Here is a 26,199-nt window from a genome sequence, read left to right on the forward strand (position 1 = left end):
CGTCGCGGATTCCTCCCGCGCCTTCGAGAAAGAGTTCCCCCGTGAGAACCAGCGCCGTCCGTCGTACCGTGTTCGCCGCCTCCGCCGCCGCACTGGCCCTGCTCGTCACCGCCTGTGGTGGCTCCGGCGACGAGGGCAAGAGCGGCGACGGCAAGGGCAAGGCCGACTCGGCCGCTTCCGCCGCGCCGGCGGACAAGGCGCTCGGCGCCGCCGAGCTGGAGAAGGCCGCGCTCGCCCAGTCGGACGTCAAGAGCGGAAAGGTCGCCACCAAGCTTCCGGCGACGGACGACATCACCGAGGACCAGGTGAAGTCCGGCGACGCGGCCTGCCTGCCGCTGGCCCACGCCCAGGCCGGTGTGGCCCAGGGTGAGCCCGCGGCGACCGTGAAGCGGTCCTGGACGGGGGAGCCCGTCAAGCCCTCCGAGGGCACGAAGCCCGAGGACGCCCTGCTGGCCGCCCTCGACGTGGACAAGATGCTGATCAACCTCGCCTCCTACGACGGCGACGGTGCCGCGCAGGCGCTGAAGGGCCTGACCACCGCCGCCGAGAAGTGCGCGGGCGGCTTCACCGCCACCGTGGCCGGTGAGGAGATGAAGGTCGTCAAGGTCGCCACGACCGCCGCGCCGGAGGGCGGGGACGAGGGCACCGCGATCACCCTGACCGTGGCCGCCGAGGAGGACGTCAAGGCACCGAGCAAGATCGTCGTCGTCCGCAAGGGCGCCACCCTGGTCTCGTTCAGTGCCGTCAATCTGGCCGCCATGGCCACCGGCGAGGACTTCGAGGTCCCGGCGGACGTCGTCGACGCCCAGGTCGGCAAGCTCGGCTGACGTCGCGTCGCCTTCCCACCGGTGCTTCGTGCACCGGTGGGAATTTCCGATTTCGGGCAGACAGAGGCCCTTTCCGGTGGCTGACGGATCGTAGGCTGCCGGTCATGTGCGGAATCGTGGGATACGTGGGGCCGCAGTCGGCGCTGGACGTCGTGACGGCCGGACTGAAGCGACTGGAGTACCGGGGCTACGACTCGGCGGGTGTCGCCGTGCAGGCCGACGGCGGGCTGGCGACGGCGAAGAAGGCCGGCAAGCTGCTCAACCTCGAGAAGGAGCTGGCCGACCGTCCGCTGCCGGCCGCGACCACCGGTATCGGGCACACCCGTTGGGCCACGCACGGCGGCCCGACCGACGCCAACGCCCATCCGCACATCGACAACGCGGGCCGGGTCGCCGTCGTCCACAACGGCATCATCGAGAACTTCGCCGCCCTGCGCGAGGAGCTGGCGGAGCGCGGCCACGAGCTGCGCTCCGAGACGGACACCGAGGTCGTCGCCCACCTGCTCGCCGAGGAGTTCTCCGGCTGCGCCGACCTGGCGGAGGCCATGCGGCTGGTGTGCCGGCGCCTGGAGGGCGCGTTCACCCTCGTCGCCGTGCACGCCGACGAGCCCGACGTGGTCGTGGGCGCGCGCCGCAACTCGCCGCTGGTGGTGGGCGTCGGGGAGGGCGAGGCATTCCTCGCCTCGGACGTCGCCGCCTTCATCGCGCACACACGGTCCGCGATCGAGCTGGGCCAGGACCAGGTCGTCGAGCTGCGCCGGGACGCGGTGACGGTCACCGACTTCGACGGCGGCGCGGCCGACGTCCGCGAGTACCACGTCGACTGGGACGCCTCCGCCGCCGAGAAGGACGGCTACGCCTCCTTCATGCTCAAGGAGATCGCCGAGCAGCCGAAGGCGGTTGCCGACACGCTGCTGGGCCGTATCGACGGGTCGGGCTCGCTGACCCTGGACGAGGTGCGCATCCCGGCGAACGTGCTGCGCGAGGTCGACAAGGTCGTCATCGTCGCCTGCGGTACGGCCTTCCACGCCGGGCTGATCGCCAAGTACGCCATCGAGCACTGGACGCGGATCCCCTGCGAGGTGGAACTGGCGAGCGAGTTCCGTTACCGGGACCCCATCCTCGACCAGCAGACCCTGGTCGTCGCCATCTCCCAGTCCGGCGAGACCATGGACACCCTGATGGCGCTGCGTCACGCCCGCGAGCAGGGCGCCAAGGTCCTCGCGATCTGCAACACCAACGGCTCCACGATCCCGCGGGAGTCGGACGCGGTGCTGTACACGCACGCGGGACCGGAGGTCGCGGTCGCCTCGACCAAGGCGTTCCTGACCCAGCTGGTCGCCTGCTACCTCGTCGCGCTGTACCTCGGCCAGGTGCGGGGCACCAAGTGGGCCGACGAGATCCGGGCGGTGGTCCGGGACCTGTCCTCGGTCTCCGGTGCGGTGGACCGCGTGCTCGGGACCATGGGGCCGGTGCGGGAACTGGCCCGTTCCCTCGCGGCCAAGGACACGGTGCTGTTCCTGGGCCGGCACGTCGGCTACCCGGTGGCGCTGGAGGGGGCCCTGAAGCTGAAGGAGCTCGCCTACATGCACGCGGAGGGCTTCGCGGCGGGTGAGCTGAAGCACGGGCCGATCGCGCTGATCGAGGACGACCTGCCGGTCGTCGTGGTCGTCCCGTCGCCGCGCGGGCGCTCCGTCCTCCACGACAAGATCGTCTCCAACATCCAGGAGATCCGCGCGCGGGGTGCGCGGACGATCGTCATCGCGGAGGAGGGCGACGAGGCGGTGGTGCCGTACGCGGATCACCTGATCCGGATCCCGGCCACCCCGACGCTGCTCCAGCCGCTGGTGGCGACGGTGCCGTTGCAGGTCTTCGCGTGCGAGCTGGCGACGGCCCGGGGCAACGAGGTGGACCAGCCGCGCAACCTGGCGAAGTCGGTGACGGTGGAGTAGGCCCCGACCGGGACCCGGAGGGGTGGGTGCGGGAGGCCGGGTCCCTGTGGGGGAGGATGGGTCCGTGAGACCGGAAGAAGCTCGGGAACCGCGTCGGCGGACCCTGCGCGCGGCGTTCACCCCGGTGCGGGTGGCGCTCGCGGGCGTCGTCGCGGCGGCCGCGGTCTCCGCCTTCCTGGTCGTGGACTCCCACCGGATCGACTCCGCCCCGCGGGGCGGAGACGCGCGATGCTCCGACGTCGTGGACCGGCTGCCCGACGAGGTCGACGCGGGATCGCGTGACTGGGCCCTCGGGGACGGTGTCGCCTCGTGGGGCGACCGCGCGCTGGTGCTGCGCTGCGGGGTCGACGAACTCCAGCCGAGCGTCAACCTCTGCGTTTCGGCCGACGGGGTCGACTGGGTCCTGGACGAGGACCGGATGAAGGCGGAGGGCGTGAGCGTCCTCACCACCTACGGGCGCTCTCCGGCGGTGGAGGTCACCTACGACGGCCCGCGGGAAGACGTCGGCGGGATCCTCGTCGAGCTCAACGGGGCCGTCGACCGGATTCCGCAGCAGCGCAGATGCATCGGGGCCAGCGACACCTTGTAGGTGCTTCGCGGGGCAGCCCCGGCCGGCGGTCGTAGGCTGCCCGTATGAGCATCATCGGAGTGGGGATCGACGTGGCCGAGGTCGACCGGTTCGCGGCGTCCCTGGAGCGGACGCCCGGTCTGGCCCGGCGGCTCTTCGTGGACAGCGAGCTGCTGCTGCCCAGCGGGGAGCGGCGCGGCGTCGCCTCCCTCGCCGCGCGGTTCGCCGCCAAGGAGGCGCTGGCCAAGGCGCTCGGGGCGCCCGCGGGTCTGTACTGGACCGACGCCGAGGTGTGGTGCGAGGACAGCGGGCAGCCGCGGCTGCGGGTCAAGGGGACGGTCGCCGCCCGGGCGGCGGAACTCGGCGTACGGTCCTGGCACCTGTCCCTCAGCCATGACGCCGGGGTGGCCTCGGCCGTCGTCGTCGCGGAGGGGTGAGCCCGGTGCTCGCGTTCCCGGGTGCCGGTGTCGACCTGCCCGTCTGGGGCGACGCGTTCCTCGTCGTCGGCGCCGTGCTCACCGTCGTCTTCGCTCTCGTACGCTTGGTGCGTCAACGTCGTAGGTGATTGCGGTGTGTGCGTCGCCTGAACGGGGGTAGACGCGAGAAGCCGGTGCCCGGAGCGGGGCCGATCGAAAGGGAGGGCTAACAGTGACGTCGACGATGGCACGGACGGACCGAGCTCACAGCGTGACCGAGCTGCCGGAGGTCGCCGATCCCGGCCAGGTCGCGCCGCAGGACGCCCGGGAGCTGTCCAAGCAGTTCTTCCGTCGGCTGACGGAGCTGGAGGAGGGCACCCACGAGTACCAGTACGCGCGCAACACGCTGATCGAGATGAACATGTCCCTCGTCCGCTACGCGGCGGGCCGGTTCCGCAGCCGCGGTCCGGAGGAGATGGAGGACATCGTCCAGGTCGGCATGATCGGGCTGATCAAGGCGATCGACCGGTTCGAGCTCTCCCGCGAGGTGGAGTTCACCTCCTTCGCGATCCCCTACATCGTCGGCGAGATCAAGCGCTTCTTCCGGGACACCTCCTGGTCCGTGCACGTGCCGCGCCGCCTCCAGGAGGCCCGGGTGCAGCTCGCCCGCGCCACGGAGGAACTGCGCAGCCGCCTGGGCCGCACGCCCACGACCGCCGAGCTCGCGCAGCTGATGAGCCTGACCGAGGAAGAGGTCAACGAGGCCCGGATCGCGTCCAACGGCTACAACTCCGCGTCGCTCGACGCCGCCATCGGCAGCGAGCCCGACGGCGAGAGCGTGCTCGCGGACTTCATCGGCACCGAGGACGCCGCGCTGGAACTGGTCGAGGACTTCCACGCGCTCGCCCCGATGATCGCCGACCTCGACGAGCGCGAGCGCAAGATCGTGCACTGGCGGTTCGTGGAGGAGCTGACGCAGGCGGAGATCGGTGAGCGCCTCGGCTGCTCGCAGATGCACGTGTCGCGCCTGCTCTCCCGCACGCTGAAGAAGCTGCGGGCGGGCATGCTCGCCACGAACTGAGGCGACGACGGACTCACGGTGGGTGAGGTGCGTGCGGGGTGCGGCCAGGGGGCCGCACCCCGCACGCGTGTCCGCCGGTTACGGGAGACTCGGACGCATGCGGACTGCGTACAGCGTGGAGACGGTCAGGACGGCGGAGCGGGAACTGATGGCACGGCTGCCGGAGGGGGCGCTGATGCAGCGCGCCGCCGCCGGACTCGCCGCGGCCTGCGCGGACGTGCTGGGGCGGGTGTACGGCAGCAGGGTCGTCCTGCTCGTCGGCAGCGGGGACAACGGCGGCGACGCCCTGTACGCCGGTGCCCGCCTGGCCCGGCGTGGCGCGGGCGTGAGCGCGGTGCTGCTCGCACCGGAACGCGCCCACGCGGGCGGGCTCGGGGCGCTGCGCCGGGCGGGCGGACGGGCGGTGGGCACGGACGGGGCCCGGGAGCTGATCGAACGGTCGGACCTCGTCGTCGACGGCATCGTCGGGATCGGCGGCACGGGCGGGCTGCGCCCGGAGGCGGTACCGCTGGCCGAGGCGGCCGAGCGGGCGCGGGCGGCCGTGGTCGCCGTCGACCTGCCGAGCGGGGTCGACGCCGACAGCGGCAGGGTGCGGGGGAGGGCGCTCCGCGCCGACCTCACGGTGACCTTCGGCACGCACAAACCGGGGCTGCTGATCGATCCGGCGCGGGAGTACGCGGGGACCGTGCGGCTGGTCGACATCGGGCTGTCGCTGCCCGAGGAGCCGGAGCTGGAGGCCCTGCAGCACGCGGACGTGGCGCGGCTGCTGCCGGTGCCGCGGGTCGAGAGCGACAAGTACCGGCGGGGTGTCGTCGGCATCGCCGCCGGGTCCGCCCGCTATCCGGGCGCCGCGGTGCTCGCGGTGGCCGGGGCGCTGCGGGGCGGGGCCGGGGCCGTCCGGTACGTCGGTCCCGCCGGGGAGGCCGTCATCGCCCGCTTCCCGGAGACGCTGGTGTCGGACCGGGGTCCGAAGCACGCGGGGCGGGTGCAGGCGTGGGTGGTCGGGCCCGGGGCCGGGGACGACGCGGCGACGGTGGCGGAAGTGCTGGCGGCGGACGTGCCCGTGCTCATCGACGCGGACGGGCTGCGGCTGGCGGAGGCGTCCGCGGTGCGGGACCGCCGGGCGCCGACGCTGATGACCCCGCACGCGGGGGAGGCCGCCGCGCTGCTCGGCGTCGAACGGGAGGAGGTCGAGGGCGGCCGGCTCTCCGCGGTGCGGGAACTCGCCGGGCGGTACGGGGCGACCGTGCTGCTGAAGGGGTCCACGACGCTGGTCGCGGGCGCGGGCGGCGGGCCCGTGCGGGTGAACCCGACGGGGACGTCGTGGCTGGCCACGGCGGGCAGTGGTGACGTCCTGTCGGGACTCGGGGGCTCGCTGCTGGCGGCGGGTCTCCCGGCGGTGGACGCGGCGAGCGCGGCGGCGTATCTGCACGGGCTGGCGGGGCGGTTCGCGGCGGACGGGGCGCCGGTGGGGGCGCGGGACGTGGCGGATCGGATCGCGGGGGCGTGGCGGAGCGTGGCGCGGGGGTGAAGGGACGAGTGGGCGAGTGGGGTGCGCGGGGCGGGCCGGAGGCTTTCTCGCCCCCGCCGCCCCTTCCCTTCCCGTCCCGGTGCTGCGCCCCCGGACCCCCCTTCGGCCCTGGACGGGCGTCGTCCTCGGACGCCGGACGGGCTGACGGGAAGGGCCGGCGGAGGGCTCTGAGAGACTGGGGCGGATGAGAGAGACAGTTGCCCCGGGGGGCGCGGAGCTGCGGGCCCGCGCGGAGATCGACCTCGCCGCCGTGCGGGCCAATGTGCGCGCCCTGCGGGAGCGCGCGCCCGGCGCCGCCCTCATGGCCGTCGTCAAGGCCGACGGGTACGGGCACGGCGCTGCCGCCTGCGCCCGCGCGGCCGTCGAGGCCGGGGCGACCTGGTTGGGCACCGCCACCCCGCAGGAGGCGCTCGCGCTGCGCGCGCCGGGTGCCGGGGTGCCGGACCACGTACGGATCATGTGCTGGCTGTGGACGCCCGGCGGTCCCTGGCGGGAGGCGGTCGAGGCCGGCCTCGACGTGTCCCTGAGCGGCACGTGGGCGCTGGACGAGGTGACCCGGGCAGCCCGCCTCGCCGGACGGCCCGCGCGGGTGCAGCTCAAGGCCGACACCGGGCTCGGGCGCGGCGGCTGCCAGCCCGCCGACTGGGCGGAACTGGTCGCGGGCGCCCTGCGCGCCGAGGCCGAGGGGCTGCTGCGGGTCACCGGCCTGTGGTCCCACTTCGCCTGCGCCGACGAGCCGGGGCACCCCTCCATCACGGCCCAGCTGACCCGCTTCCGGGAGATGGTGGCCTACGCGGAGCGGCAGGGCGCCGACCCCGAGGTGCGCCACATCGCCAACTCGCCCGCCACCCTCACCCTCCCCGAGAGCCACTTCGACCTCGTCCGTCCCGGCATCGCCATGTACGGCGTCTCACCCAGCCCCGAGATCGGCACCCCCGCCGACTTCGGACTGCGCCCGGTGATGACCCTGTCCGCCTCGCTCGCGCTGGTGAAGCGCGTTCCGGGGGGCCACGGCGTCAGCTACGGACACCACTACGTCACGCCGGGCCCGACCACCCTCGGCCTGGTCCCGCTCGGCTACGCGGACGGCATCCCGCGCCACGCCTCCTCCTCCGGGCCCGTCCTGGTCGAGGGCAAGTGGCGCACGGTCGCGGGGCGGGTGGCGATGGACCAGTTCGTCCTCGACCTGGGCGGCGACGACCCCGGCCCGGGCGCGGAAGCCGTCCTCTTCGGCCCCGGTGACCGCGGCGAGCCGACGGCCGAGGACTGGGCGCAGGCGGCCGGGACCATCGCGTACGAGATCGTCACCCGGATCGGAACGCGCGTTCCGCGCGTCCATGTGAACGAGGGGCCGGATCCGGTCGGCGGCCCGGGGAGGGGGAGCGGTACGTGAGCGAGACCATCGCGGAGGTCGCCGCCTCCGCGGCCGACGTGACCCGCGGGGGCTGGCGCCGGGCCACGGGCGTCGCGGGCGTCGCGATAGGCGTGCTCGCCACCGGAGCCGCCGCGGGCGTCGCCATAGAGAGGATGACGGTCGGCCGGGGCATGCGCAGGAAGGCCAGGCTCGTCCTCGACTCCGCGGGGCCGTACGGCGCGCTGCGCGGCACACCCGGCAGGGCGTACGCCGACGACGGTACCGAGCTGTACTACGAGGTCGACGACCTCGACCCCGACCCGGAGGCGACGCCCGCGCGGCGACGCCGGCTGTTCGGCCGCAGGTCCCCGGCTCCGGTGACCGTCGTCTTCTGCCACGGGTACTGCCTCAACCAGGACTCCTGGCACTTCCAGCGGGCCGCGCTCAGGGGTGTGGTCCGCACCGTGTACTGGGACCAGCGCAGCCACGGCCGCTCGGCGCGGGGCGCGGCGCAGACGGAGCGCGGCGAGCCGGTCACCATCGAGCAGCTGGGGCGGGATCTGAAGGCCGTCATCGACACCGCGGCGCCCGAGGGGCCCCTCGTGCTGGTCGGTCACTCCATGGGCGGCATGACGGTGATGGCCTTCGCCGACCAGTACCCGGAACTGATACGGGAGCGGTGCGTGGGCGTCGCCCTGGTCGGTACGTCGTCGGGGCGGCTCGGGGAGGTCAACTTCGGGCTGCCGGTGGCCGGTGTCAACGCGGTGCGGCGGGTGCTCCCGGGGGTGCTGAAGGCGCTCGGGCAGCGGGCCGAACTCGTGGAGAGGGGGCGCCGGGCCACCGCCGACCTGTTCGCCGGGATCATCAAGCGGTACTCCTTCGCGTCCCGGGACGTGGACCCGGCCGTCGCCCGGTTCGCCGAGCGCATGATCGAGGGCACGCCCATCGACGTGGTCGCCGAGTACTACCCGGCGTTCAACGACCACGACAAGACCGAGGCCCTCGCCCACCTCGCCGGCCTGCCCGTGCTGGTGCTGGCCGGAGTGGAGGACCTGGTGACGCCCAGCGAGCACAGCGAGGCGATCGCCGATCTGCTCCCGGAGGCGGAACTGGTGCTGGTCCCGGACGCCGGGCACCTGGTGATGCTGGAGCACCCGGAGGTGGTCACCGACCGCCTCGCCGACCTGCTCGCCCGCGTCGGAGCGGTGCCCACGGCGGCTACCGTTGGTGGCTATGGAAGCAGCAGCACCGCACAACCCGGCTGAGCCGCCGGCCGCGAACTCCGTCGAGCTGACCGTCACCTCCGCCGAGCAGATGCGCGAACTGGGGCGCAGGCTCGCCAAGCTGGTGCGGGCGGGTGACCTCCTCCTGCTCTCGGGCGAGCTCGGCGCCGGCAAGACGACGCTGACCCGGGGACTCGGCGAGGGGCTCGGCGTACGGGGCGCGGTCACCTCACCGACGTTCGTGATCGCCCGCGTGCACCCGTCACTGGGGGACGGCCCGCCGCTGGTCCACGTCGACGCGTACCGCCTCTCCGGCGGCCTGGACGAGATGGAGGACCTGGACCTCGACGTCTCGCTGCCGGAGTCCGTGATCGCCGTGGAGTGGGGCGAGGGCAAGGTCGAGGAGCTGACCGACGACCGCCTCCGGATCGTCATCCACCGCGCGGTCGGCGACACGTCCGACGAGGTGCGGCACGTGACCGTGACCGGTCTCGGCGAGCGCTGGGCGGGGACAGGCCTGAGCGCGCTGGCCGCCTGAGGCGCCGTTCCCCCAAGGGGGCGGGCGCCGTCGCGCCGTGCTTTCCGACAGGACGTCGGCAAACTGTTGCGTTCGGGGTCCCCAGCGTGGTCACATGGTATCCAGTTCGTAGTTAGGTCTACCTAACTACGCCCGCCCCCGGCCCCCAGGAGGCGTCCATGCCGGCCACCCAGAGCTCCGTTGAGTCCACGCAGCGGCCGCGGCCGCTCCCCGGGGTGTCCATGCGTGATCTGCTCGCCGCCTGCGCCGCGGCCGCGGCGGTCTCCACCCCGCCCCGCGCCCCCGAGCGGCCCAGCGCCGGACGGGTCCGGGACCACCGCGAGGCGGCGTAGCCCCGGGCCTCACGGCACGACGACGACCGTCCGCCCGATCGTCGCGAACGTCCACATCGCCGCGCCGTCCGCGCGCGTCTCGCGGATGCCGCCCGTCCGCTCCCGCGGGTCGAGCGCCGGCGCCGAGCCGTCCACCGCCGCGCTGAACCCGATCGCGGTGCCGTCGACGCTGGCGAACCGCACGACGTGCTCGACCGGGACGCCGTCCGATCCGGTGACCGCCCCGGACCGGGAGGTCACCCGGTAGGTGCCGGGCGCCGGGTCCACCGTGCTGGGGCTGACCCCGAAGGTGCGCCGCACCGTGCCGTTCTCCTCCACCAGCCACACCCGGTCGGCGTCCAGCGCGTACACGACCCGCTTGCCGAGCCCCGAACGGGCGGGCAGGGCCGTGCGGCGGTCCTTGTGCGGGGACGCCTCGCGCACGGCCCCGGCGGGCCCGGCGGCCGGGTGGCGCAGGTCGGCCGGGACGGTCACCGCCGCACGGTGACCGAGGTAGCCGACCGTCGCGAGGGCGGCCGCGGTCAGCCCCGCCACGATCATCGAGCTGCTGCCTGCCACCACCGTCACCTCTGTCCCGCTCTGTACCACTCTGCCCCGGCATGTACGTCCGCCGACGTGACCGTAGCAGTCCGTGACCGTCCGGCCCGTGCGGCCGTGGCCGGGGCGCGGGAGCCGTAGGCTGTTTGCGTGCTCTTGCTCGCTCTGGATACCGCCACCCCCGCCGTCACCGTCGCGCTGCACGACGGCGACGACGTCATCGCCTCGTCGAGCCGGGTGGACGCCCGCCGGCACGGCGAGCTGCTGCTCCCGGCGATCGACCGGGTCCTCGCCGAGGCAGGCCTGCCGCTGGACGCCGTCACCGGCATCGTCGTCGGTGCCGGCCCCGGCCCGTACACCGGGCTGCGGGTCGGCCTGATGACCGCGGACACCTTCGGGCTCGCGCTCGGTGTACCCGTGCACGGTCTGTGCACGCTCGACGGACTCGCCTACGCGGCCGACCTGGAGGGCCCCTTCGTCGTGGCGACCGACGCCCGCCGCAAGGAGGTCTACTGGGCCCGCTACGCCGACTCGCGCACCCGCCTCACCGAGCCCGCCGTGGACCGGCCCGCCGACATCGCCGGCCAGGTCGCGGGCCTGCCCGCGGTCGGCGCCGGCGCCCTGCTCTACCCGGACACCTTCCCCCAGGCGCACGAGCCCGAGCACGTGACCGCCGCCGCCCTCGCCCGGCTGGCCGCGGAGCGGCTCGCGGCGGGCCGGGACCTCCCCGCGCCCCGGCCGCTGTACCTGCGCCGCCCCGATGCCCAGGTCCCCAAGAACTACAAGGTGGTCACCCCCAAGTGACGGGAACCGAGACGGCCGTGCTGCGCGAGATGCGCTGGTGGGACATCGACTCCGTACTGGAGCTGGAGCGGGACCTGTTCCCCGAGGACGCCTGGTCGCGCGGGATGTTCTGGTCCGAGCTGGCCCACGCGCGCGGGCCCGGGGCCACCCGGCGCTACGTCGTCGCCGAGGAGGGCGACCGGATCGTCGGCTACGCGGGCCTGACCACCTCCGGCGCGGAGTCCGACGAGGGGCAGCCCACCGCGAGCGCCGACATCCAGACCATCGCCGTCACCCGGGACCACTGGGGGACGGGCCTGGGCTCCCGCCTGCTCACCGAGCTGCTGCGGGCGGCGACCGCCTTCGAGTGCGCCGACGTGATGCTGGAGTGCCGGGTGGACAACGTCCGCGCCCAGAAGCTCTACGAGCGCTTCGGCTTCGAGATCATCGGTGTCAGGCGCGGCTACTACCAGCCGGGGAACGTGGACGCCCTGGTGATGCGGCTGACCGACCCGTCCACCTCTGTGAACCCGGGGAACCCCGGCAACGGCGTACAAGGAACCGAGATCCATGGCTGACGAACCCCTGGTACTGGGGATCGAGACCTCCTGCGACGAGACCGGTGTCGGCATCGTGCGCGGAACCACCCTGCTGGCGGACGCCGTCGCCTCCAGCGTCGACGAGCACGCCCGCTTCGGCGGCGTCGTCCCGGAGGTGGCGAGCCGCGCCCACCTGGAGGCGATGGTCCCCACCATCCGGCGCGCACTGCGGGAGGCGGGCGTGAGCGCCCGCGACCTCGACGGCATCGCCGTCACCGCCGGTCCCGGACTCGCCGGCGCCCTGCTGGTCGGCGTCTCGGCGGCCAAGGCGTACGCCTACGCCCTCGGCAAGCCGCTGTACGGGGTCAACCACCTCGCCTCCCACATCTGCGTCGACCAGCTGGAGCACGGCGCGCTGCCCGAGCCGACCATGGCCCTGCTGGTCTCCGGAGGCCACTCCTCCCTCCTGCTGTCCACGGACATCACCTCCGACGTCCGCCCCCTGGGCGCGACCATCGACGACGCGGCCGGCGAGGCCTTCGACAAGATCGCCCGCGTGCTGAACCTGGGCTTCCCGGGCGGCCCGGTCATCGACCGCTACGCCCGCGAGGGCGACCCGGACGCGATCGCGTTCCCGCGCGGACTGACCGGCCCCCGGGACCCGGCGTACGACTTCTCCTTCTCCGGGCTGAAGACGGCCGTGGCCCGCTGGATCGAGGCCAGGCGGGCGGCGGGCGAGGAGGTGCCGGTGCGCGACGTGTCGGCGTCCTTCCAGGAGGCGGTCGTGGACGTCCTCACCCGCAAGGCCGTGCGGGCCTGCAAGGACGAGGGTGTCGACCACCTGATGATCGGCGGTGGAGTGGCCGCCAACTCCCGGCTGCGGGCCCTGGCCCGGGAGCGCTGCGAGGCGGCCGGCATCCGGTTGCGCGTGCCCCGCCCCAAGCTGTGCACGGACAACGGCGCGATGGTCGCCGCGCTGGGCGCGGAGATGGTCGCCCGGGGCCGTCCGGCCTCCGACTGGGACCTGTCGGCCGACTCCTCCCTCCCGGTCACGGACCCCCACGTCCCCGGCACCGCCCACTCCCAGTCCCACGACCACGTCCACGAGAGCACCGGGGAGAACCTGTACTCATGACGGTCGCGCTGATGTGGGAGGCCAGGGCGGTCCCCGGCCGGGGCGCGGACCTGCTGGCCTGGACCGAGGAACGGGTCCGGGAACTCCCGGAGCGGCCGCTGCGCCGCGAGACCTTCCGTGCCCCGCAGGACCGTGTCCTGGTCATCACCTGGTGGGACGCCCCGTACGACGCGGACCTGCCCGAACTCCCCGAACCGGACGGCGAGCTGACCTCCCGTCCGGTGCACCGGTGGCGGTTCGAGTCGCTCGGGTGACCGGACCGGTACGCAATGCATCGATCCGGTAACCGAGTGAGGTGAGGTCGTCACCGGTACGCCTGTCGCCGGGGACAATGTGAACGTGTCCCCTACACGTGACGTAGAACTCGCCGACGGCACACCGGTCCGGTTCCTGCTCGCTCCAGCGGCCGGTGCGACGCCCGCCGAGCCCGACGACGACCTGCCGGAAGGCATGGGACGTGCGGTGCCCGTGGCCCGTGGCACCCGTTCCGTCGCTCATTTCGCGGCCGGAGCGCTGCGTGGCGCGCTCAGTCCGCTCGGACCGCTGATCCAGGAGGTCCATGACGCCGCCACAGCCGTGCCCGACCCGCCGGCCGAACTGAGCGTGACCTTCGGAGTCCAGATCGGCCAGGACCTCAAGCTCGGGGTCGTCGGTGGTACGGGCCAGGCGCATCTCACCGTCACCGCCACATGGAGGCCCGACCCCGGACCCGGTGCGACACCCGCGGCGGAGTGACGCGTGGGATGGTTCGGAACCGCAGGGGACGGTGCCGTTGATCCCTCCCGGCACGTCGTGTCCGTCCGCCGGTCCGAGGGCGGCAAGACCGTGGGGGCTGGGTTCGTGCTCGGTGCTGACACCGTGCTGACCTGTGCCCATGTCGTCAACGCCGCCCTGGACCGGCCGATGCTCGAGCCGCGGGCGCCCGGGCCGGACGAGGTCACCGTCGAGGTCCGGGACGAGATGGGCGCCGGACACCGGTACTCCGCCCGAGTGGCCCACTGGATCGCGCCGCGCGCCCGCGACGGCGGCACGGTGCGGCCGGATGACGACGAGTGGCTGGGCGACCTCGCGGTGCTGCGGGTCGACGGACCGCCCGGTGGCCTCCTCGCCGGGCCCAGGCTGGTCGACATGGAGGTCGGCCAGGAAGTCGAGGCCTGGCACGGCACCGGTGGGGCAGCCACCTACGCCCGCCTCACCGTTCACGGCCTGGACCGTTTCCGGGCTTATCTGGACGGCGCCGCCACCGGCATGGCGGTGGGTCCCGGGTACAGCGGGGGCCCACTGTGGTGCCGTGCGGAGAAGGCCGTGGCCGGTTTGGTCGTCGCCCACTTCATGCCGCCCCGGGACCGGGCCACGGGCGCCCGGCTGCCTTACAGCCCTCAGCACCTGGTGCGGCGCAGCTGGGCCGTGCCCTGGCAGCGTGTCGCGGACGAGTTACGTCCGCTGGGCGTGCTCGGCGGCGAGGCACCCGAACTGCTGGATACGGACGACCACGCCTTCCTGCTGCTGACGGAGGCGATCGAGGACGTCTTCCCCTCGGCGAGCAGCCGGGTGACGGGCGCTCAGCGCCTCGCCCGTGCCTGCGGCGTCGCGCCCGGCAGTGCTGTCACCCCGCCCACGCCGGAGGAGTTCGCCGCCTTCCTCCTCACTCACCCGCGGGCCCTCGCGGCCCTGGCCGGACACCTGCGGCGCGATGCCCCGCGGGACGCCGACCGCATCCTGGCGGCGGGGGGCCTGTCCCGCACGCCGCGGCTGCTGTCCCCGCAGGAGTACGCCGCCCTGCGGGGTCACCTGAAGACCATGGAGCCGGACGTGCTCGCACGGTTTCCCGAAGCCGTCCGGGCCGCTCTGCCGCACCTCGCGGCGTTCCCCTGCGGGGACACGACGGAGTCTCTCCTCGATCACCTGGAGGGACTGCCCGGGGACGGCCACGCGGGGAGCGCAGGGCCCAGGGTGCCCGCGCTGCTGCGGGTCATGGAGTACGTCGGCGCCTTGTGCCCCGGTTCCAGGCGGGCGGAACTGCGGCTGTGGGCGGACGGGGTGGCGCGTCGCCTCGGCATCGCGCGGGCCGCGATCGGCGAGCGTCGCTCGGACGCCCAGGAGTGGGCGCGGTCCCTGCGTCACCGGACCGCCCGGGTCCGTCTGCTGGTCCAGGTGACACGGGCCGGGCAGGGCCGTCACCGGCTGCGGATCTGGTGCGACGAGGGCTCGGGGCCCCGGCAGGTCTCGACGGACAGCGTGCGCTCGTACTCGGCGTCCGACGCGGCACGCGAGGTGCTGCGCGTGCTGGACTCCCTCACTCCGCCCGCCGATGACGAACGGCCGCCCCTGCTCGAAGTGCTCGTGGACCGGACCGGTCTCAACCTGCCCGTCGACGAGTGGACGGCACGCGATCCGGACGCGCTGGTGCCCGGAGTGCTCGGCGTGGAGTTCCCGCTGGTGGTGCACTGTCCCGAACTGCTGCGCAGGCACGGGCGTTTCATGGCCCACTGGCGGAGCCGCTGGAACCGGCTCGACTCGGGCAAGACGTTCGTGGTCTCCGAGCCGATGGACCGGGAGACGATCTACTCGAGCCTGGTCAACCAACTCGACACCGTACGCGTCTGTGTGGACGTGCCGCCCGGACCGAGGGACGGCATCGTGCAGACGTGTCTCGCCCTGGGCATACCTGTGGTGGTGTGGGACCGAGGCCGCGACGGCGCCTCGCACACCGTCCGGTACGTGGCGGACCTCGCCACCCGGGAACTGCCCGACGGAGTACGCGACTACCGGGCCAACGCCAAGGCCAGCCCGCCCGACTTCCCAGGCCGCCCGGTCCTCGCCTGGGCCGACGCCGACCGCACCGTGCCACGCCTGCACCTGACCGAACCACAGGAGAGCGCATGACATCCGCTGCCGATGCCGAGTGGCGCCTGTTCCGCGGCGACGGCGTCCCACGGTACGTCACCCTGCCGTCGGCACCTCCCTGGCGCCGCTTCGTCCCCGCACGGGCGACGCGGCCGGAACTGCCGTACGTCATCGCCCCACAGCACGCCGACGTCGTCAACGCGGCACTGCATCTGCGCCGTCCGCTGCTGGTGACCGGGCCGGCCGGCACCGGCAAATCCTCGCTGGCCCGGGCCATCACCCACGAGCTGTGTCTGGGTGAACTGCTGCGCTGGCCCGTCAACAGCCGCTCCACGGTGAAGGATGCCCTCTACCAGTACGACGCGATCGGCCGCCTGCGGGAGACGACCCTCAGCCGGGACCGGGGCGAGCGGGAGCCGTCCATCGGCACGTTCATCCGTCTCGGACCGCTCGGCACCGCGCTCGTCCCCTCGGCCGGTCCGCGCTGCCTGCTCATCGACGAGATGGACAAGGGAGACGTCGACCTGCCGAACGACTTGCTCACGGTCTTCGAGGAGGGGTTCTTCGACATCTCGGAACTGACCCGGCTGCCGGAGGACACGGCCGATGTCGAGGTGCAGACCTGCGACCACAGGGGCACCGTCCTGGTGCGCCAAGGCCTCGTCCAGTGCGCGGAGTTCCCGGTGGTCGTCATCACCAGCAACGGTGAACGCGACTTCCCGCCCGCGTTCCTGCGCCGCTGTCTTCGTCTCGACCTGCCGCTGCCCGACGAGGAGCGGTTGCGCACCATCGTCGCCGCGCACCTCGGCGAGGAAGCGATGCGGGAGGCGGACGACCTGATCGAGGCGTTCCTGCGCCGCCGTGCCCTGGGCGAACTCGCCACGGACCAGCTGCTCAACGCGGTGTTCCTGCGGATCGGCGGCGTCGACCTGGACGCGGAGGGGCTGCTGGACGCCGTACTGCACCAGCTCACCGGGGCCATGTGATCATGCCGGCCGGTGGAGAGCGGCTCGGCGAGGTGCTGCGGCTCCTCGGTGCCTGCAGGCTGGACCTGGACGCCGATCAGGTCCTCGACGTGCTGTGGCTGGCCCGGCGGCTGCCCCCGGACACCGAGGCTCCACTCCACCGGCAGGCGCCCCACCGGTTCGAGCAGCCGGAGCCGCCCGACGGCCCCGGCCCGGAGGACCGGGGCGCGCCGCAGCGGCCGGCCCGCGAACCCGCCGACCCGGAGCTGCCGGACCTCACCAGCCCCACCACCCTGCACGCGGCCGTCCGGCACACGCCGGCCCCCGACGTGCGGCCCCGGCCAGCCGGTCAGGAGCTCCGGCGGGCCCTGCCGGTGCGGGTGCCGGAGGAAAAGGCCCTCGGCAACGAGCTGGAACTCGGCCGCTCGCTCAGGCCGCTGCGCCGGCGCCACGACAGCCGGCACCGCACGGAGATCGACGAGGACCGTACGGCCGCCGAACTCGCCGAGACCAACCTGCCCGACGTGGTGGAGCGCCCGCTGCGGGAGCGCTGGCTCGACCTCACACTGCTCGTCGACGACGGACTGTCCATGCTGCTGTGGCACCGGCTCGGCACCGAGTTGCGCACCCTGCTGGAGCGACTGGGCGCCTTCGCCGTCAACCGTGTCCTCGGTCTCGACAGCCGCCACGCCGGACACCCACGGCTGCACGCCCGGCCGTTCCGTCCGGGCAGCACCGAGCTGCCGCTGAGCACAGTCAACGATCCCTCCGGCCGGAGCCTTCTGCTGGTCGTCAGCGACGGCATGGGCGCCGCCTGGCGCTCCGGCGCGATGTACGGGCTGCTGGCCGAGCGGGCGGCCCGCGGGCCCGTCGCGGTCCTGCACACCCTGCCCCCCGACATGTGGGAGGCCTCCGGCATCTCCGCCGAGCGCTGGCAGGCCACCACACGGCGCATCGGCGGTGCCAACACGTCGTGGAAGGTCGTGGACCCCGTACTCCCGCAGGAGCTCAGTCGCTTCGAGGACACCCCGGTCCCCGTCCTCGAACCCACGGCTGACTCGCTCGGGGTCTGGGCACGTCTGCTCGCGTCCCCGGGCATCACGGTGGAGCTACCGCTGTTGACCCGCCCCGACCGGTACGCCGCCGTCGCACCCGCCCGGGACCTGAGCAGCGCCCAGCACTTCCGCGACGCGGCCACCCCGGAGGCGTACCGCCTCGCCGCCCATCTCGCGGCGGTGGCCCCGCTCTCCGTGCCCGTGATGCGGCTGGTGCAGGCGGCGGTCCCCTGGCGGGCCACGCCCTCCCATCTGGCGGAGGTGTTCCTCGGCGGCCTGGTCCGGCCGCACCCGGCGCCCGTGCCGGGTCCGCTGCCGGCCAAGCACCGGGTCTTCGATTTCTCCGAGGCGTCCAAAGCCGTGCTTCTGGACGCGGTGCCGCAGGCCGAACTTCTGCGTACGGGCCGCAGGATCGGGCGCCGTCTCGAAGAGCTCGCCGGCAACGCGCCCGATTTTCCCGCCTGGCTGCTGCACCCGGACGGGCCCGACACGCTGCCGGGCTCGCAGCAGCCCTTCACGCGTGTCGAACGCAGGCTGCTCGCGCGTTTCGGTGTGTCGCTGGGGGGCGCGGGCTCCGACGCCGGTTCCGGGACAGCGGGGCCCGCCGTCGTCACGGACGACTGGGAGCCGCTCACCGAGAGCGACCCCCGCCGGATCGGAGGCTTCGAACTCCGCGGCCGAAGGCGCGGCCGGCGAACGCTGGTCTACCGAGGCTTCGGCGCACGAGGCCAGGAGGCCGTGCTGCGGGTGCCCCGCCCGGACCTGCCCGCCGTCAACGCCGGACTGGTCGCGGTGGAGGCCGAGGCGCTGACCCGTCTGCAGGGCCAGTACGCCCCTGCACTGCTGGCCACGGGGCTGGAGGAATCCCCTCCCTGGCTCGCCATGACACCGATCGCGGACGCGCAGGCGCCCGACGCACAGCCGCCGCGCCTGGCGGAGATCTTCGCCCGGGCCCTGACGGACGGCACCGCGCCCTTCGACATCCTGCAGGGGCTGCTCGTCTCCTGCTATCTCGCCAACGCGGTCGCCCTGTGCCACCTCAACGGCCTGGTGCCGGCCACCCTGGACGCGGACAGCGTCTACGTGCTCCGCCGCACCGTGGTCCTCGGCGACCTGTCCGACTGCGCGGTGGACGGCCGTTACCTGGGATCCGGCGCGGAGCCCGTCCCTGCGGACAACGTACGAGCCCTGGGGGAAATGCTCCAGGTCATCAGCAGCAAGGCGGGCTGGGATCTGCCGGGGCTGCCGGAAGGCATGCACCTGTGGCAGGGCGACACCTGGGAGCAGTTGCGGCGGCTCGTTCTGCGCTGCATCGATCCCGAGCCGACCGCACGGCCGCCCGCCAGTGAGGTCGCCGAGGTCCTGACCCGGTACGTGGCCCGCACCCGCCTCCAGATGGCCGGCGCCGCGTCGCACGGCATCAAGGCAGGCCCGGCCGCTCGTGTGCGGCTCAGCCCGCCGCCCGCGGATCCCGGCGCCGTGCGTCCCTCGCTGCGGCTGCCGCGTCGGGGAACCGCTCGACGGGAGGCCGAGGCACGGCTGCGACGTGTACGTGGACCCGTGCCGCACAGCAGGCGTCTGACCCTGGTCGGCGCCTACCACTACAGCGGACGCGCGACGACCACCATGGTGCTCGGCTCCGTTCTCGCCGCGGTGCGCGGCGAACCTGTCCTGGCCCTCGACGGGTCCGCCTCCGAGGGATCGCTGGACGCCTTCCTCACCGACCGCAACCGCGCCGTCGTGCGGGACCTGGCGGCACTGCCGCCGAACCCGTCGTACGAGGAGATTCGCGCACGTACCACCCGTTTGCCGTCGGGGCTCGAAGTCGTCGCCCACAGGAGCGGGCACTTCAGCGCCAACCCTGCCCATCAGCAGGAATACGCCCACGTGCTGGGACAGACCGCGCCCTACTACCCGTACGTCCTCACGGACTGGACTCCACTCCGGTTCGACCGGTCGGCCGATGCCGTCCTCGACCACACCGACCGGCTGATCATCTGCTGCGGTACCTCGGACTGGTTCCTCCACGCGGCTGTCCGCACCCTCACCACCATCCGGGCGGCGGGCCGCGAGGCACTCGCACGGCGAGCGCTCGTGGTCGCCACGGACATCGACGGGCCCTCGGCCCGGGCCCTTCCGGAGACGTTCGCCGGGCGGCTGCGGATCGAGCCCGGGCAAGTGGTGAGAATCCCCTTCGACACGGCCCTGCAGTCCGCGGGCTGGGAGCTGAACCGGCTGCGTCCGGCCACCACGGCGGCGTTCCTCCGTCTCGCGGAGCTGGTGGCTCCGGAGGACTGACCGAGGCAGGGCAGAGGGCACGCGGCGAGGGCGAGCGTGGCCGTGGGGCCGACGTCCGTGCCGCCGGCAGCCGGTCCCCGGCGGCCGTTCGGAGAGCGGTTCTCGCGCCCCGACGGCGCGAATGATTCGGTGGGAGCAGCGAATGTTCCGCGGTTCCTCATGCCTCCGAGGTCTTCGTCAAGCGGTCCGACGGGGATACGATCGCCGCCATGACTTCCCCGCAGCCCGCTGAAACCCGGACGCAAGGGCGCAGCGCGCAGACCGCGACGCTCGCCGAGATCGCCCGTGAGGCCGGCGTCTCCGCGCCGACTGTTTCGAAGGTCCTCAACGGTCGTGCCGATGTCGCTCCCGGCACCCGCAGCCGGGTCGAGGAGCTGCTGCGTGCCCACGGCTACCGGCGCCGCCGTGCCGAGGCCACCCGCTCGCCCCTGATCGACCTGGTCTTCCACGAACTGGAGAGCGCCTGGGCGATGGAGGTCATCCGGGGCGTGGAGAACGTGGCGCGGGACGCGGGGCTGAGCGTCGTCCTCTCCGAGAGCGCGGGGCGGCTCACGCCGGGACGGACCTGGGCCGACCAGGTCGCCGCCCGCCGCCCGCACGGCGTGATCCTCGTGCTGTCCGGCCTCGACGAGTCCGGGCGGGCCCTGCTGACCAGCCGGTCCATCCCGTTCGTGGTGATGGACCCGGCCGGTGACCCGGGCACCGACGTGCCCTCCATCGGCGCGACCAACTGGCAGGGCGGGCTCGCCGCCACCCGGCATCTGGTCGAGCTGGGCCACACCCGGATCGGCGCGATCAGCGGACCCTCGCGGATGATGTGCAGCCGCGCCCGCGTCGACGGCTACCGGGCCGCCCTGGAGACCGCCGGGCTCCCGGTGGACCCGTCACTGATCGTGTCCGGCGACTTCCACCACGACGCCGGCTACCGGCAGGGCCTCGCCCTGCTGCGCCGCGAGGACCGGCCCACCGCGGTCTTCGCCGGCAACGACCTCCAGGCCCTCGGACTGTACGAGGCCGCGCGCGAGCTGGGCCTGCGGATCCCGGAGGATCTGAGCGTGGTCGGGTTCGACGACCTGCCGGTGGCCCGCTGGGTGGGTCCGCCGCTGACGACCGTACGGCAGCCGCTGACGGAGATGGCGGAGGCGGCGGCCAGGCTGGTCCTGGACCTCGGCAAGGGCGCGGACGCGCCGGCGGCGACCCGGGTGGAGCTGGCGACGAGCCTGGTGGTGCGGAGCAGCACGGCCGCGCCCGCCGCCTGAGCGCTCGAAAGTTTCGCCCCGGACGAAGGGCTGCCCGCGCCCTGGGACTCCGACCGCCTGGTGGCCGGCGAAACCGGACGCGGGGGAGCGGTGGGCCTCGCTGAGGTGAGCGGTGGGCGCCGGGCCGCCAGGGAGGAGAGACTCGAAGAGAGTCTCCGGCGCCGGTGTCGATTCCCGTGTCTCCCGTTCGACGCAGGGGTGAGAGGCCGGGAACGGACCCGGTCCGCACGACACGAGGAGCCACCATGCCCCGCTATCTCTCCATGATCCGGATCGATGAGAACAACGCCCCCGAGGGCGGCCCCAGCCCCGAGCTGATGCAGCGGATGGGCGAGCTGATCGAGGAGATGACCAAGGCCGGGGTCCTGCTGGACACCGGCGGTCTGACGCCGACCGCCCAGGGCACCCGCGTGCACTACGAGGGCGGCGAACTGTCCGTGACCGACGGGCCGTTCACCGAGTCCAAGGAGGTCATCGGCGGCTACGCCATGATGCAGGCCAAGGACCTGGCCGAGGCCGTCGAGTGGACCAAGCGGCTCCTGAAGGTGCACGAGCCGTACTGGACGGTGACCTGTGAGGTGCGGGAGGTCGTGGAGGGCTGACCGGCCCCGCCCGCCGGAGATCCTTCCTTGGCTCCGCCGCCGTACGGGTGTCTGATGGTGGGCTGTGACACCACAGCCCACCGCCGGACCCCGTGACACGGCCCGGACCGTCGAGACCGTCTTCCGCATGGAGTTCCCGCGGGTCGTCGCCGGGGTGACCCGGGTCGTACGGGACGTCGGCATCGCCGAGGAACTCGCGCAGGACGCCCTCGTCGCCGCCCTGGAACAGTGGCCGGAGCGCGGGGTGCCCGACAACCCGGGCGCCTGGCTCATGACCACCGCGCGCAACCGCGCCGTCGACCTCGTCCGCCGCCGCGAGACCTACGCCCGCAAGCTGGCCGAGATCGGCCGGGACCAGTCGGCGGTGACGGCCCCGCCGGAGGAGCCCGCCGACCCCGACGACATCGACGACGACCTCCTCCGTCTCGTCTTCACCACCTGCCACCCGGTGCTGTCCGCCGAGGCCCGGACCGCCCTCACCCTGCGTCTGCTCGGCGGCCTGACCACGGCCGAGATCGCCCGCGCCTTCCTCGTCCCCGAGGCGACGGTCGCCCAGCGCATCGTGCGCGCCAAACGCACCCTGGCGACCAGGAACGTCGCCTTCGAGGTCCCCTACGGCCCGGACCGCGGGGCCCGCCTCGGTTCGGTCCTCGACGTCATCTACCTGATCTTCAACGAGGGGTACTCCGCCACGGCCGGCGACGACTGGCTGCGCCCGGCCCTGTGCGAGGACGCGCTGCGGCTGGCCCGCGTCCTGTCCGGGCTGATGCCCGGTGAGCCCGAGGTGCACGGACTCACCGCGCTGCTGGAGTTCCAGGCCTCCCGCGCCGCCGCCCGCACCGGTCCGGACGGCGAACCGGTGCTGCTGCAGGACCAGAACCGGGCCCGCTGGAACCGCCTGCTCATCCGCCGCGGCGTCACCGCCCTCGCCCGCGCCGAGGCCACCGCCGCCGACGTCCCGGGCCGGTACGCCCTCCAGGCGGCCATCGCCGCCTGCCACACCCACGCGTACCGCTACGAGGAGACCGACTGGCCCCGCATCGCCACCCTGTACTCACTCCTCGCAGCCCGGGCCCCCTCCCCGGTCGTCGAACTCAACCGCGCGGTCGCCGTCTCCATGGCCGAGGGTCCCGCCGCGGCGCTGCCCCTCGTCGACGCCCTGACCGACGTGCCGGCGCTGCGGAACTACCACCTGCTGCCCAGCGTCCGCGGCGATCTGCTGGCCCGCCTCGGCCGCCGGGAGGAGGCCCGGGCGGAGTTCGAGCGGGCGGCGTCGCTGACCCGCAACGCGCGAGAGAGGGAACTGCTGCTGCGCCGCGCGGCCCTCAGCGGCGCCTGATCAGCGCACGGGGTGCCCCAGCAGCATGGCCGGCGCGCCGTCGACGCGGGTCAGGAACACGGTGACGGACCCGGCGCCGTGCGGCTTGGGCAGGACCTTGCGGCGCAGTTCCTCCGGCTCGACCGCCGAGCCGCGCTTCTTGACCGTCAGGGTGCCGGTCCCGCGCTCCCGCAGCAGCGCCTTCAGCTTCTTGGCGTTGAAGGGGAGCGTGTCGGTGATCTCGTAGGCGGTGGCGTACGGCGTGCGGTGCGCCGCGTCGGAGGTGACGTATGCGATGGTCGGGTCGATCAGCCCGCCGTCCAGTTCCTCGGCCACCTCGGCGACCAGGTGGGCGCGGATGACGGCGCCGTCCGGCTCGTACAGGTACCTTCCGACCGGCCGGACCGCGGGGTCCGGGAGCATGGCGTCGGGGCTCGCGAAGAGGCCGGCTCCGGACGGCAGCAACGTCGCCCGCCGCGCCCCCGGCGTCACGCCGGGGCCGAACCACAGCACGGCCTCCTTGACGTCCCCGCCGTCGGAGACCCACTCGGCCGTCGCCTCCGCGGGGATCGCCTCGTGCGGGATGCCGGGCGCGATCTTCAGGAGGCCGAGCGGTGCCGCGAGGGCGGCGGACACGGCCCAGGACAGGGGAGGGGAGTAGGCCTCCGGATCGAAGATCCGGCCGCGTCCGGAGGAACGCCGGGCGGGGTCGGCGAACACGGCGTCGTACCCGGTCGTGTCCACCTCCGTCACGTCGGCCTCGCGCACCTCGATCAGGTCGGCGAGACCGAGCGCGTCGGCGTTGGCGCGGGCCGCCTCGCAGGTCAGCGGGTCCCGGTCGACGGCCAGCACCCGGATCCCGGCGCGGGCGAACGCGATCGCGTCGCCGCCGATCCCGCAGCACAGGTCGGCGACGGACCGCACCCCCTTCGCCCGGAGGCACTCGGCCCGGTACGCCGCCACGCTCGCCCGGGTCGACTGCTCGACCCCGTTCGGCGTGAAGAACATGCGGCGCGCGTCCTCGGCACCGAACTTCGCCACCGCCCTCTGCCGCAGGCGTGCCTGGCCGAGTGCCGCCGACACCAGTGCGGCGGGATGCTCGCGGCGCAGCCGGGTCGCGACGGCGAGTTCGTGCGCCGGGTCGGTGTCGCGCACCTCGTCGAGGAGGGCGCGGCCTTCGGGGGTGAGGAGGGGGGCGAGGTCGTTCACCGGGTCATTGTGGGCCAGTCGGTGGACCGCACGCCTCCGGCCGCGGTGTCGGGGCAGGGCCGGGCCCTCCGGCTGCGAGGATGCGGCCCCATGCGAGAAGTAGGACAAAACGATAAAAAGCAGGCGCGGCGTGGCGTCCGGATCGGCCTCGCCGTACTCGCTCTCGCCACCATCGCCTCGGGCTGCGGACAGGGCGGCACCAGGGCCGAACCGGCGGGCGGCCAGCAGCCCCTCCAGGCACCGCCGGCCCGCGCGCTCGACTCCTACGCCACCAAACTGCGCGCCGCGCACGCCGCGCGGGTCGCCGCCGCGAAACGCTGGGGCCTTCAGCGCGTCCCCCTGACCGCCCCCTCACCCCCCGGGCGGAAGCCGAGGATCACCACCCGCGACGGGTTCGAGGTCGACGGCCACCGCCGGCTGGGCCTCCCGCCGGTCTTCACCACCGTCCCCACCGAGGAGAAGATCCTCTTCCTCACCATCGACGACGGCGAGGAGAAGGACCCGGCGTTCCTGCGGATGATGAGCGACCTGCGGATCCCCTACAGCGCCTTCCTCAGCGACTACCTCGTCAAGGAGGACTACGGCTACTTCGCGAGGATGCAGGACGCGGGCGCCGGCCTGCACAACCACACCCTCCACCACCCCTACCTGCCGGGCCTGTCCCGGGCCGGCCAGCAGCGCGAGATCTGCGGCATGCAGAACGTCATCGAGAAGCGCTACGGCACGCGCCCCACCCTCTTCCGCCCGCCCTACGGCAACTACGACAAGGACACCCTGCGCGCCGCGAAGTCCTGCGGGATCACCCACGTCCCCCTCTGGAGCGAGGAGGTCTTCGTCGACCGCTGGGAGTACCGCGAGTGGGACCGCTCGCTGCACCCCGGGGACATCGTCCTCACCCACTTCCGCGGGCGCGGGGAGTGGAAGGGCACGATGCCGGACATGGTCCGCCGCTTCCTGGACAAGGTCACGGCCGAGGGCTACGCGGTGGCGCGGCTGGAGGACTACCTGTGAGAGCCCGTCTCCTGGCGGGCGCCGGTGCCCTGCTGGTCGCGATCGCCGGATGTGGTCCGTCGGGCGGGACGGGGGAGGACGGGGCGGGCCGCTCGCCCGGAGCCGGGCCGGCGCCGGAGGCCGGTTCCCTCCCCTCCGTGGTCGACCACGTCCCGACCGGCGACAGGGTCGTCTTCCTCACCTACGACGACGGCGCCGAACGCGACCCCCGGTTCATCGACCTGGTGCGCGAGCGCCGGCTCCCCGTCAGCATGTTCCTCACGGACAGCGTCGTCGGCCCCGGCTACGCCCACTTCGCCCGCCTGCGCGCGGTCGGCGCGAGTCTGCAGAACCACACCCTCGACCACCCGGCCCTGCGCGGTCTGCCGTACGCCGGTCAGCGCGCCGAGATCTGCGGGCAGCAGCGCAAGCTCGCGTCCCGCTTCGGCGTGCGCCCCCGCCTCTTCCGCCCGCCCTACGGCACGTACGACACCACCACCCTGCGCGCCGCCGCCGACTGCGGCATCGAGGCGGTGGTCCTGTGGCGGGCGGTCCTGGAGCCCGACGGCCACCTCACCTACACCCGCGGCCCCCACCACCTGAATCCCGGCGACATCGTCTCCGTACCGTCCGGCGAGGCCCCGTCCCTGTCACTGGCGGAGCGGACGACACGGCTGCTGGGGGAGCTGGAGGAGCGGGGACTGAGAGTGGGGCGCCTGGAGGACCACGTCGGACGCGCCGGCCGCTCGCCGGATCCCGGCGGGCACCGCTCACCCCACAGCCCGTCCGGCGTTTGAGGACGAGGCCCGTTCAGGGCCGAAGCGGGGCCCGGGGGCGCAG

At 73.7% G+C, this 26,199-nt stretch carries 26 protein-coding genes; 24 read left to right on the forward strand and 2 right to left on the reverse strand.

Translation table 11 applies throughout. The annotated features are described in order from the left end of the window. Positions 1 to 41 precede the first annotated feature (41 nt). The 11 genes from BU52_RS06725 to BU52_RS35560 all read left to right on the forward strand — a co-directional run bounded on the left by BU52_RS06725 (position 42) and on the right by BU52_RS35560 (position 9,822). The gene (locus BU52_RS06725) at positions 42 to 827 is read left to right on the forward strand and encodes a hypothetical protein (protein WP_037929621.1); all 786 of its coding nucleotides are present in this window, start codon (positions 42 to 44) and stop codon (positions 825 to 827) included. A 104-nt stretch (positions 828 to 931) separates the two neighbouring features. After that, complete coding sequence (glmS, locus tag BU52_RS06730) at positions 932 to 2,779, forward strand: glutamine--fructose-6-phosphate transaminase (isomerizing) (RefSeq protein ID WP_037929624.1); 1,848 nt, start codon at positions 932 to 934, stop codon at positions 2,777 to 2,779. A gap of 64 nt (positions 2,780 to 2,843) precedes the next feature. Next, positions 2,844 to 3,368, forward strand: a complete 525-nt coding sequence (locus tag BU52_RS06735) for a DUF3515 family protein (RefSeq protein WP_235216270.1) — start codon at positions 2,844 to 2,846, stop codon at positions 3,366 to 3,368. Positions 3,369 to 3,412: 44 nt separating this feature from the next. Further along, positions 3,413 to 3,784, forward strand: a complete 372-nt coding sequence (locus BU52_RS06740; protein ID WP_037929627.1) for a holo-ACP synthase — start codon at positions 3,413 to 3,415, stop codon at positions 3,782 to 3,784. A gap of 5 nt (positions 3,785 to 3,789) precedes the next feature. Further along, positions 3,790 to 3,912: a hypothetical protein gene (locus BU52_RS36785; protein WP_268747595.1), complete on the forward strand. Its 123-nt coding sequence runs from the start codon at positions 3,790 to 3,792 to the stop codon at positions 3,910 to 3,912. A 95-nt stretch (positions 3,913 to 4,007) separates the two neighbouring features. Further along, complete coding sequence (locus BU52_RS06745; protein ID WP_037929630.1) at positions 4,008 to 4,844, forward strand: RNA polymerase sigma factor SigF; 837 nt, start codon at positions 4,008 to 4,010, stop codon at positions 4,842 to 4,844. Between the two features lie 97 nt (positions 4,845 to 4,941). Further along, the gene (locus BU52_RS06750; protein WP_037929633.1) at positions 4,942 to 6,375 is read left to right on the forward strand and encodes a bifunctional ADP-dependent NAD(P)H-hydrate dehydratase/NAD(P)H-hydrate epimerase; all 1,434 of its coding nucleotides are present in this window, start codon (positions 4,942 to 4,944) and stop codon (positions 6,373 to 6,375) included. A gap of 184 nt (positions 6,376 to 6,559) precedes the next feature. Then, positions 6,560 to 7,768 (forward strand): alanine racemase, encoded by a 1,209-nt coding sequence (gene alr, locus BU52_RS06755; RefSeq protein WP_051857982.1) that lies wholly within the window; start codon positions 6,560 to 6,562, stop codon positions 7,766 to 7,768. Further along, positions 7,765 to 8,994: an alpha/beta fold hydrolase gene (locus tag BU52_RS06760; protein WP_037929636.1), complete on the forward strand. Its 1,230-nt coding sequence runs from the start codon at positions 7,765 to 7,767 to the stop codon at positions 8,992 to 8,994. The genes alr and BU52_RS06760 overlap by 4 nt, the downstream gene beginning before the upstream one ends. Next, on the forward strand, positions 8,963 to 9,490 hold the full coding sequence (tsaE, locus tag BU52_RS06765; protein WP_037929639.1) for a tRNA (adenosine(37)-N6)-threonylcarbamoyltransferase complex ATPase subunit type 1 TsaE: 528 nt from the start codon (positions 8,963 to 8,965) through the stop codon (positions 9,488 to 9,490). Before BU52_RS06760 ends, tsaE begins: the two co-directional genes overlap by 32 nt. Before the next feature lie 158 nt (positions 9,491 to 9,648). Beyond that, positions 9,649 to 9,822, forward strand: a complete 174-nt coding sequence (locus BU52_RS35560; protein WP_167343502.1) for a hypothetical protein — start codon at positions 9,649 to 9,651, stop codon at positions 9,820 to 9,822. Positions 9,823 to 9,831: 9 nt separating this feature from the next. Here the strand turns inward: BU52_RS35560 and BU52_RS06770 are convergent, their stop codons facing one another. After that, positions 9,832 to 10,380, reverse strand: coding sequence for a hypothetical protein (locus BU52_RS06770; RefSeq protein ID WP_037929787.1), 549 nt, complete (start codon positions 10,378 to 10,380; stop codon positions 9,832 to 9,834). 129 nt (positions 10,381 to 10,509) lie between these two features. Between BU52_RS06770 and tsaB the strand changes: the two genes are divergently transcribed. The 11 genes from tsaB (at position 10,510) to BU52_RS06825 (ending at position 23,181) form a co-directional block, all read left to right on the forward strand. Beyond that, positions 10,510 to 11,163, forward strand: a complete 654-nt coding sequence (gene tsaB / locus BU52_RS06775) for a tRNA (adenosine(37)-N6)-threonylcarbamoyltransferase complex dimerization subunit type 1 TsaB (protein ID WP_037929642.1) — start codon at positions 10,510 to 10,512, stop codon at positions 11,161 to 11,163. Beyond that, a complete protein-coding gene (rimI, locus tag BU52_RS06780; RefSeq protein ID WP_037929645.1) occupies positions 11,160 to 11,720 on the forward strand; it encodes a ribosomal protein S18-alanine N-acetyltransferase in 561 nt (186 codons plus the stop codon). The genes tsaB and rimI overlap by 4 nt, the downstream gene beginning before the upstream one ends. After that, positions 11,713 to 12,816: a tRNA (adenosine(37)-N6)-threonylcarbamoyltransferase complex transferase subunit TsaD gene (gene tsaD, locus BU52_RS06785; RefSeq protein WP_037929648.1), complete on the forward strand. Its 1,104-nt coding sequence runs from the start codon at positions 11,713 to 11,715 to the stop codon at positions 12,814 to 12,816. Before rimI ends, tsaD begins: the two co-directional genes overlap by 8 nt. Further along, positions 12,813 to 13,070 (forward strand): hypothetical protein, encoded by a 258-nt coding sequence (locus BU52_RS06790; RefSeq protein ID WP_037929651.1) that lies wholly within the window; start codon positions 12,813 to 12,815, stop codon positions 13,068 to 13,070. The genes tsaD and BU52_RS06790 overlap by 4 nt, the downstream gene beginning before the upstream one ends. Positions 13,071 to 13,155: 85 nt before the next feature. Then, complete coding sequence (locus BU52_RS06795; RefSeq protein ID WP_037929790.1) at positions 13,156 to 13,551, forward strand: CU044_2847 family protein; 396 nt, start codon at positions 13,156 to 13,158, stop codon at positions 13,549 to 13,551. A 105-nt stretch (positions 13,552 to 13,656) separates the two neighbouring features. After that, complete coding sequence (locus BU52_RS06800) at positions 13,657 to 15,702, forward strand: VMAP-C domain-containing protein (protein WP_235216271.1); 2,046 nt, start codon at positions 13,657 to 13,659, stop codon at positions 15,700 to 15,702. Further along, positions 15,699 to 16,649: an AAA family ATPase gene (locus BU52_RS06805; RefSeq protein WP_037929657.1), complete on the forward strand. Its 951-nt coding sequence runs from the start codon at positions 15,699 to 15,701 to the stop codon at positions 16,647 to 16,649. Before BU52_RS06800 ends, BU52_RS06805 begins: the two co-directional genes overlap by 4 nt. Before the next feature lie 2 nt (positions 16,650 to 16,651). Next, complete coding sequence (locus BU52_RS06810; RefSeq protein ID WP_051857985.1) at positions 16,652 to 19,981, forward strand: SAV_2336 N-terminal domain-related protein; 3,330 nt, start codon at positions 16,652 to 16,654, stop codon at positions 19,979 to 19,981. Positions 19,982 to 20,190: 209 nt separating this feature from the next. Then, on the forward strand, positions 20,191 to 21,240 hold the full coding sequence (locus BU52_RS06815; RefSeq protein ID WP_037929660.1) for a LacI family DNA-binding transcriptional regulator: 1,050 nt from the start codon (positions 20,191 to 20,193) through the stop codon (positions 21,238 to 21,240). Between the two features lie 245 nt (positions 21,241 to 21,485). Continuing rightward, positions 21,486 to 21,842, forward strand: coding sequence for a YciI family protein (locus BU52_RS06820; protein WP_037929663.1), 357 nt, complete (start codon positions 21,486 to 21,488; stop codon positions 21,840 to 21,842). 64 nt (positions 21,843 to 21,906) lie between these two features. Beyond that, the gene (locus BU52_RS06825) at positions 21,907 to 23,181 is read left to right on the forward strand and encodes an RNA polymerase sigma factor (RefSeq protein ID WP_037929666.1); all 1,275 of its coding nucleotides are present in this window, start codon (positions 21,907 to 21,909) and stop codon (positions 23,179 to 23,181) included. Here BU52_RS06825 and BU52_RS06830 read toward each other — a convergent pair whose 3' ends face one another. Beyond that, positions 23,182 to 24,369 carry a class I SAM-dependent methyltransferase gene (locus BU52_RS06830; RefSeq protein ID WP_037929669.1) on the reverse strand — a complete coding sequence of 396 codons (1,188 nt, stop codon included), beginning with the start codon at positions 24,367 to 24,369 and terminating at the stop codon, positions 23,182 to 23,184. 90 nt (positions 24,370 to 24,459) lie between these two features. Here BU52_RS06830 and BU52_RS06835 point away from each other — a divergent pair, with 90 nt between their 5' ends. Together BU52_RS06835 and BU52_RS06840 are read left to right on the forward strand one after the other, a co-directional pair. Beyond that, positions 24,460 to 25,380 (forward strand): polysaccharide deacetylase family protein, encoded by a 921-nt coding sequence (locus tag BU52_RS06835; RefSeq protein ID WP_051857986.1) that lies wholly within the window; start codon positions 24,460 to 24,462, stop codon positions 25,378 to 25,380. Then, positions 25,377 to 26,156: a polysaccharide deacetylase family protein gene (locus BU52_RS06840; RefSeq protein WP_051857988.1), complete on the forward strand. Its 780-nt coding sequence runs from the start codon at positions 25,377 to 25,379 to the stop codon at positions 26,154 to 26,156. The genes BU52_RS06835 and BU52_RS06840 overlap by 4 nt, the downstream gene beginning before the upstream one ends. Positions 26,157 to 26,199: the final 43 nt, after the last annotated feature.

This window comes from Streptomyces toyocaensis, from assembly GCF_000725125.1.
Classification (GTDB): Bacteria; Actinomycetota; Actinomycetes; order Streptomycetales; family Streptomycetaceae; genus Streptomyces; species Streptomyces toyocaensis.

Coding starts and splice junctions, on each gene's coding strand:
- tsaD (WP_037929648.1), top strand. CDS start 11,713: ATGGCTGACGAACCCCTGGTACTGGGGATCGAGACCTCCTGCGACGAG.
- tsaE (WP_037929639.1), top strand. CDS start 8,963: ATGGAAGCAGCAGCACCGCACAACCCGGCTGAGCCGCCGGCCGCGAAC.
- BU52_RS06835 (WP_051857986.1), top strand. CDS start 24,460: ATGCGAGAAGTAGGACAAAACGATAAAAAGCAGGCGCGGCGTGGCGTC.
- BU52_RS06815 (WP_037929660.1), top strand. CDS start 20,191: ATGACTTCCCCGCAGCCCGCTGAAACCCGGACGCAAGGGCGCAGCGCG.
- BU52_RS06740 (WP_037929627.1), top strand. CDS start 3,413: ATGAGCATCATCGGAGTGGGGATCGACGTGGCCGAGGTCGACCGGTTC.
- BU52_RS06820 (WP_037929663.1), top strand. CDS start 21,486: ATGCCCCGCTATCTCTCCATGATCCGGATCGATGAGAACAACGCCCCC.
- glmS (WP_037929624.1), top strand. CDS start 932: ATGTGCGGAATCGTGGGATACGTGGGGCCGCAGTCGGCGCTGGACGTC.
- BU52_RS06745 (WP_037929630.1), top strand. CDS start 4,008: ATGGCACGGACGGACCGAGCTCACAGCGTGACCGAGCTGCCGGAGGTC.
- BU52_RS06810 (WP_051857985.1), top strand. CDS start 16,652: ATGCCGGCCGGTGGAGAGCGGCTCGGCGAGGTGCTGCGGCTCCTCGGT.
- BU52_RS06790 (WP_037929651.1), top strand. CDS start 12,813: ATGACGGTCGCGCTGATGTGGGAGGCCAGGGCGGTCCCCGGCCGGGGC.
- BU52_RS35560 (WP_167343502.1), top strand. CDS start 9,649: ATGCCGGCCACCCAGAGCTCCGTTGAGTCCACGCAGCGGCCGCGGCCG.
- BU52_RS06750 (WP_037929633.1), top strand. CDS start 4,942: ATGCGGACTGCGTACAGCGTGGAGACGGTCAGGACGGCGGAGCGGGAA.
- BU52_RS06805 (WP_037929657.1), top strand. CDS start 15,699: ATGACATCCGCTGCCGATGCCGAGTGGCGCCTGTTCCGCGGCGACGGC.
- alr (WP_051857982.1), top strand. CDS start 6,560: ATGAGAGAGACAGTTGCCCCGGGGGGCGCGGAGCTGCGGGCCCGCGCG.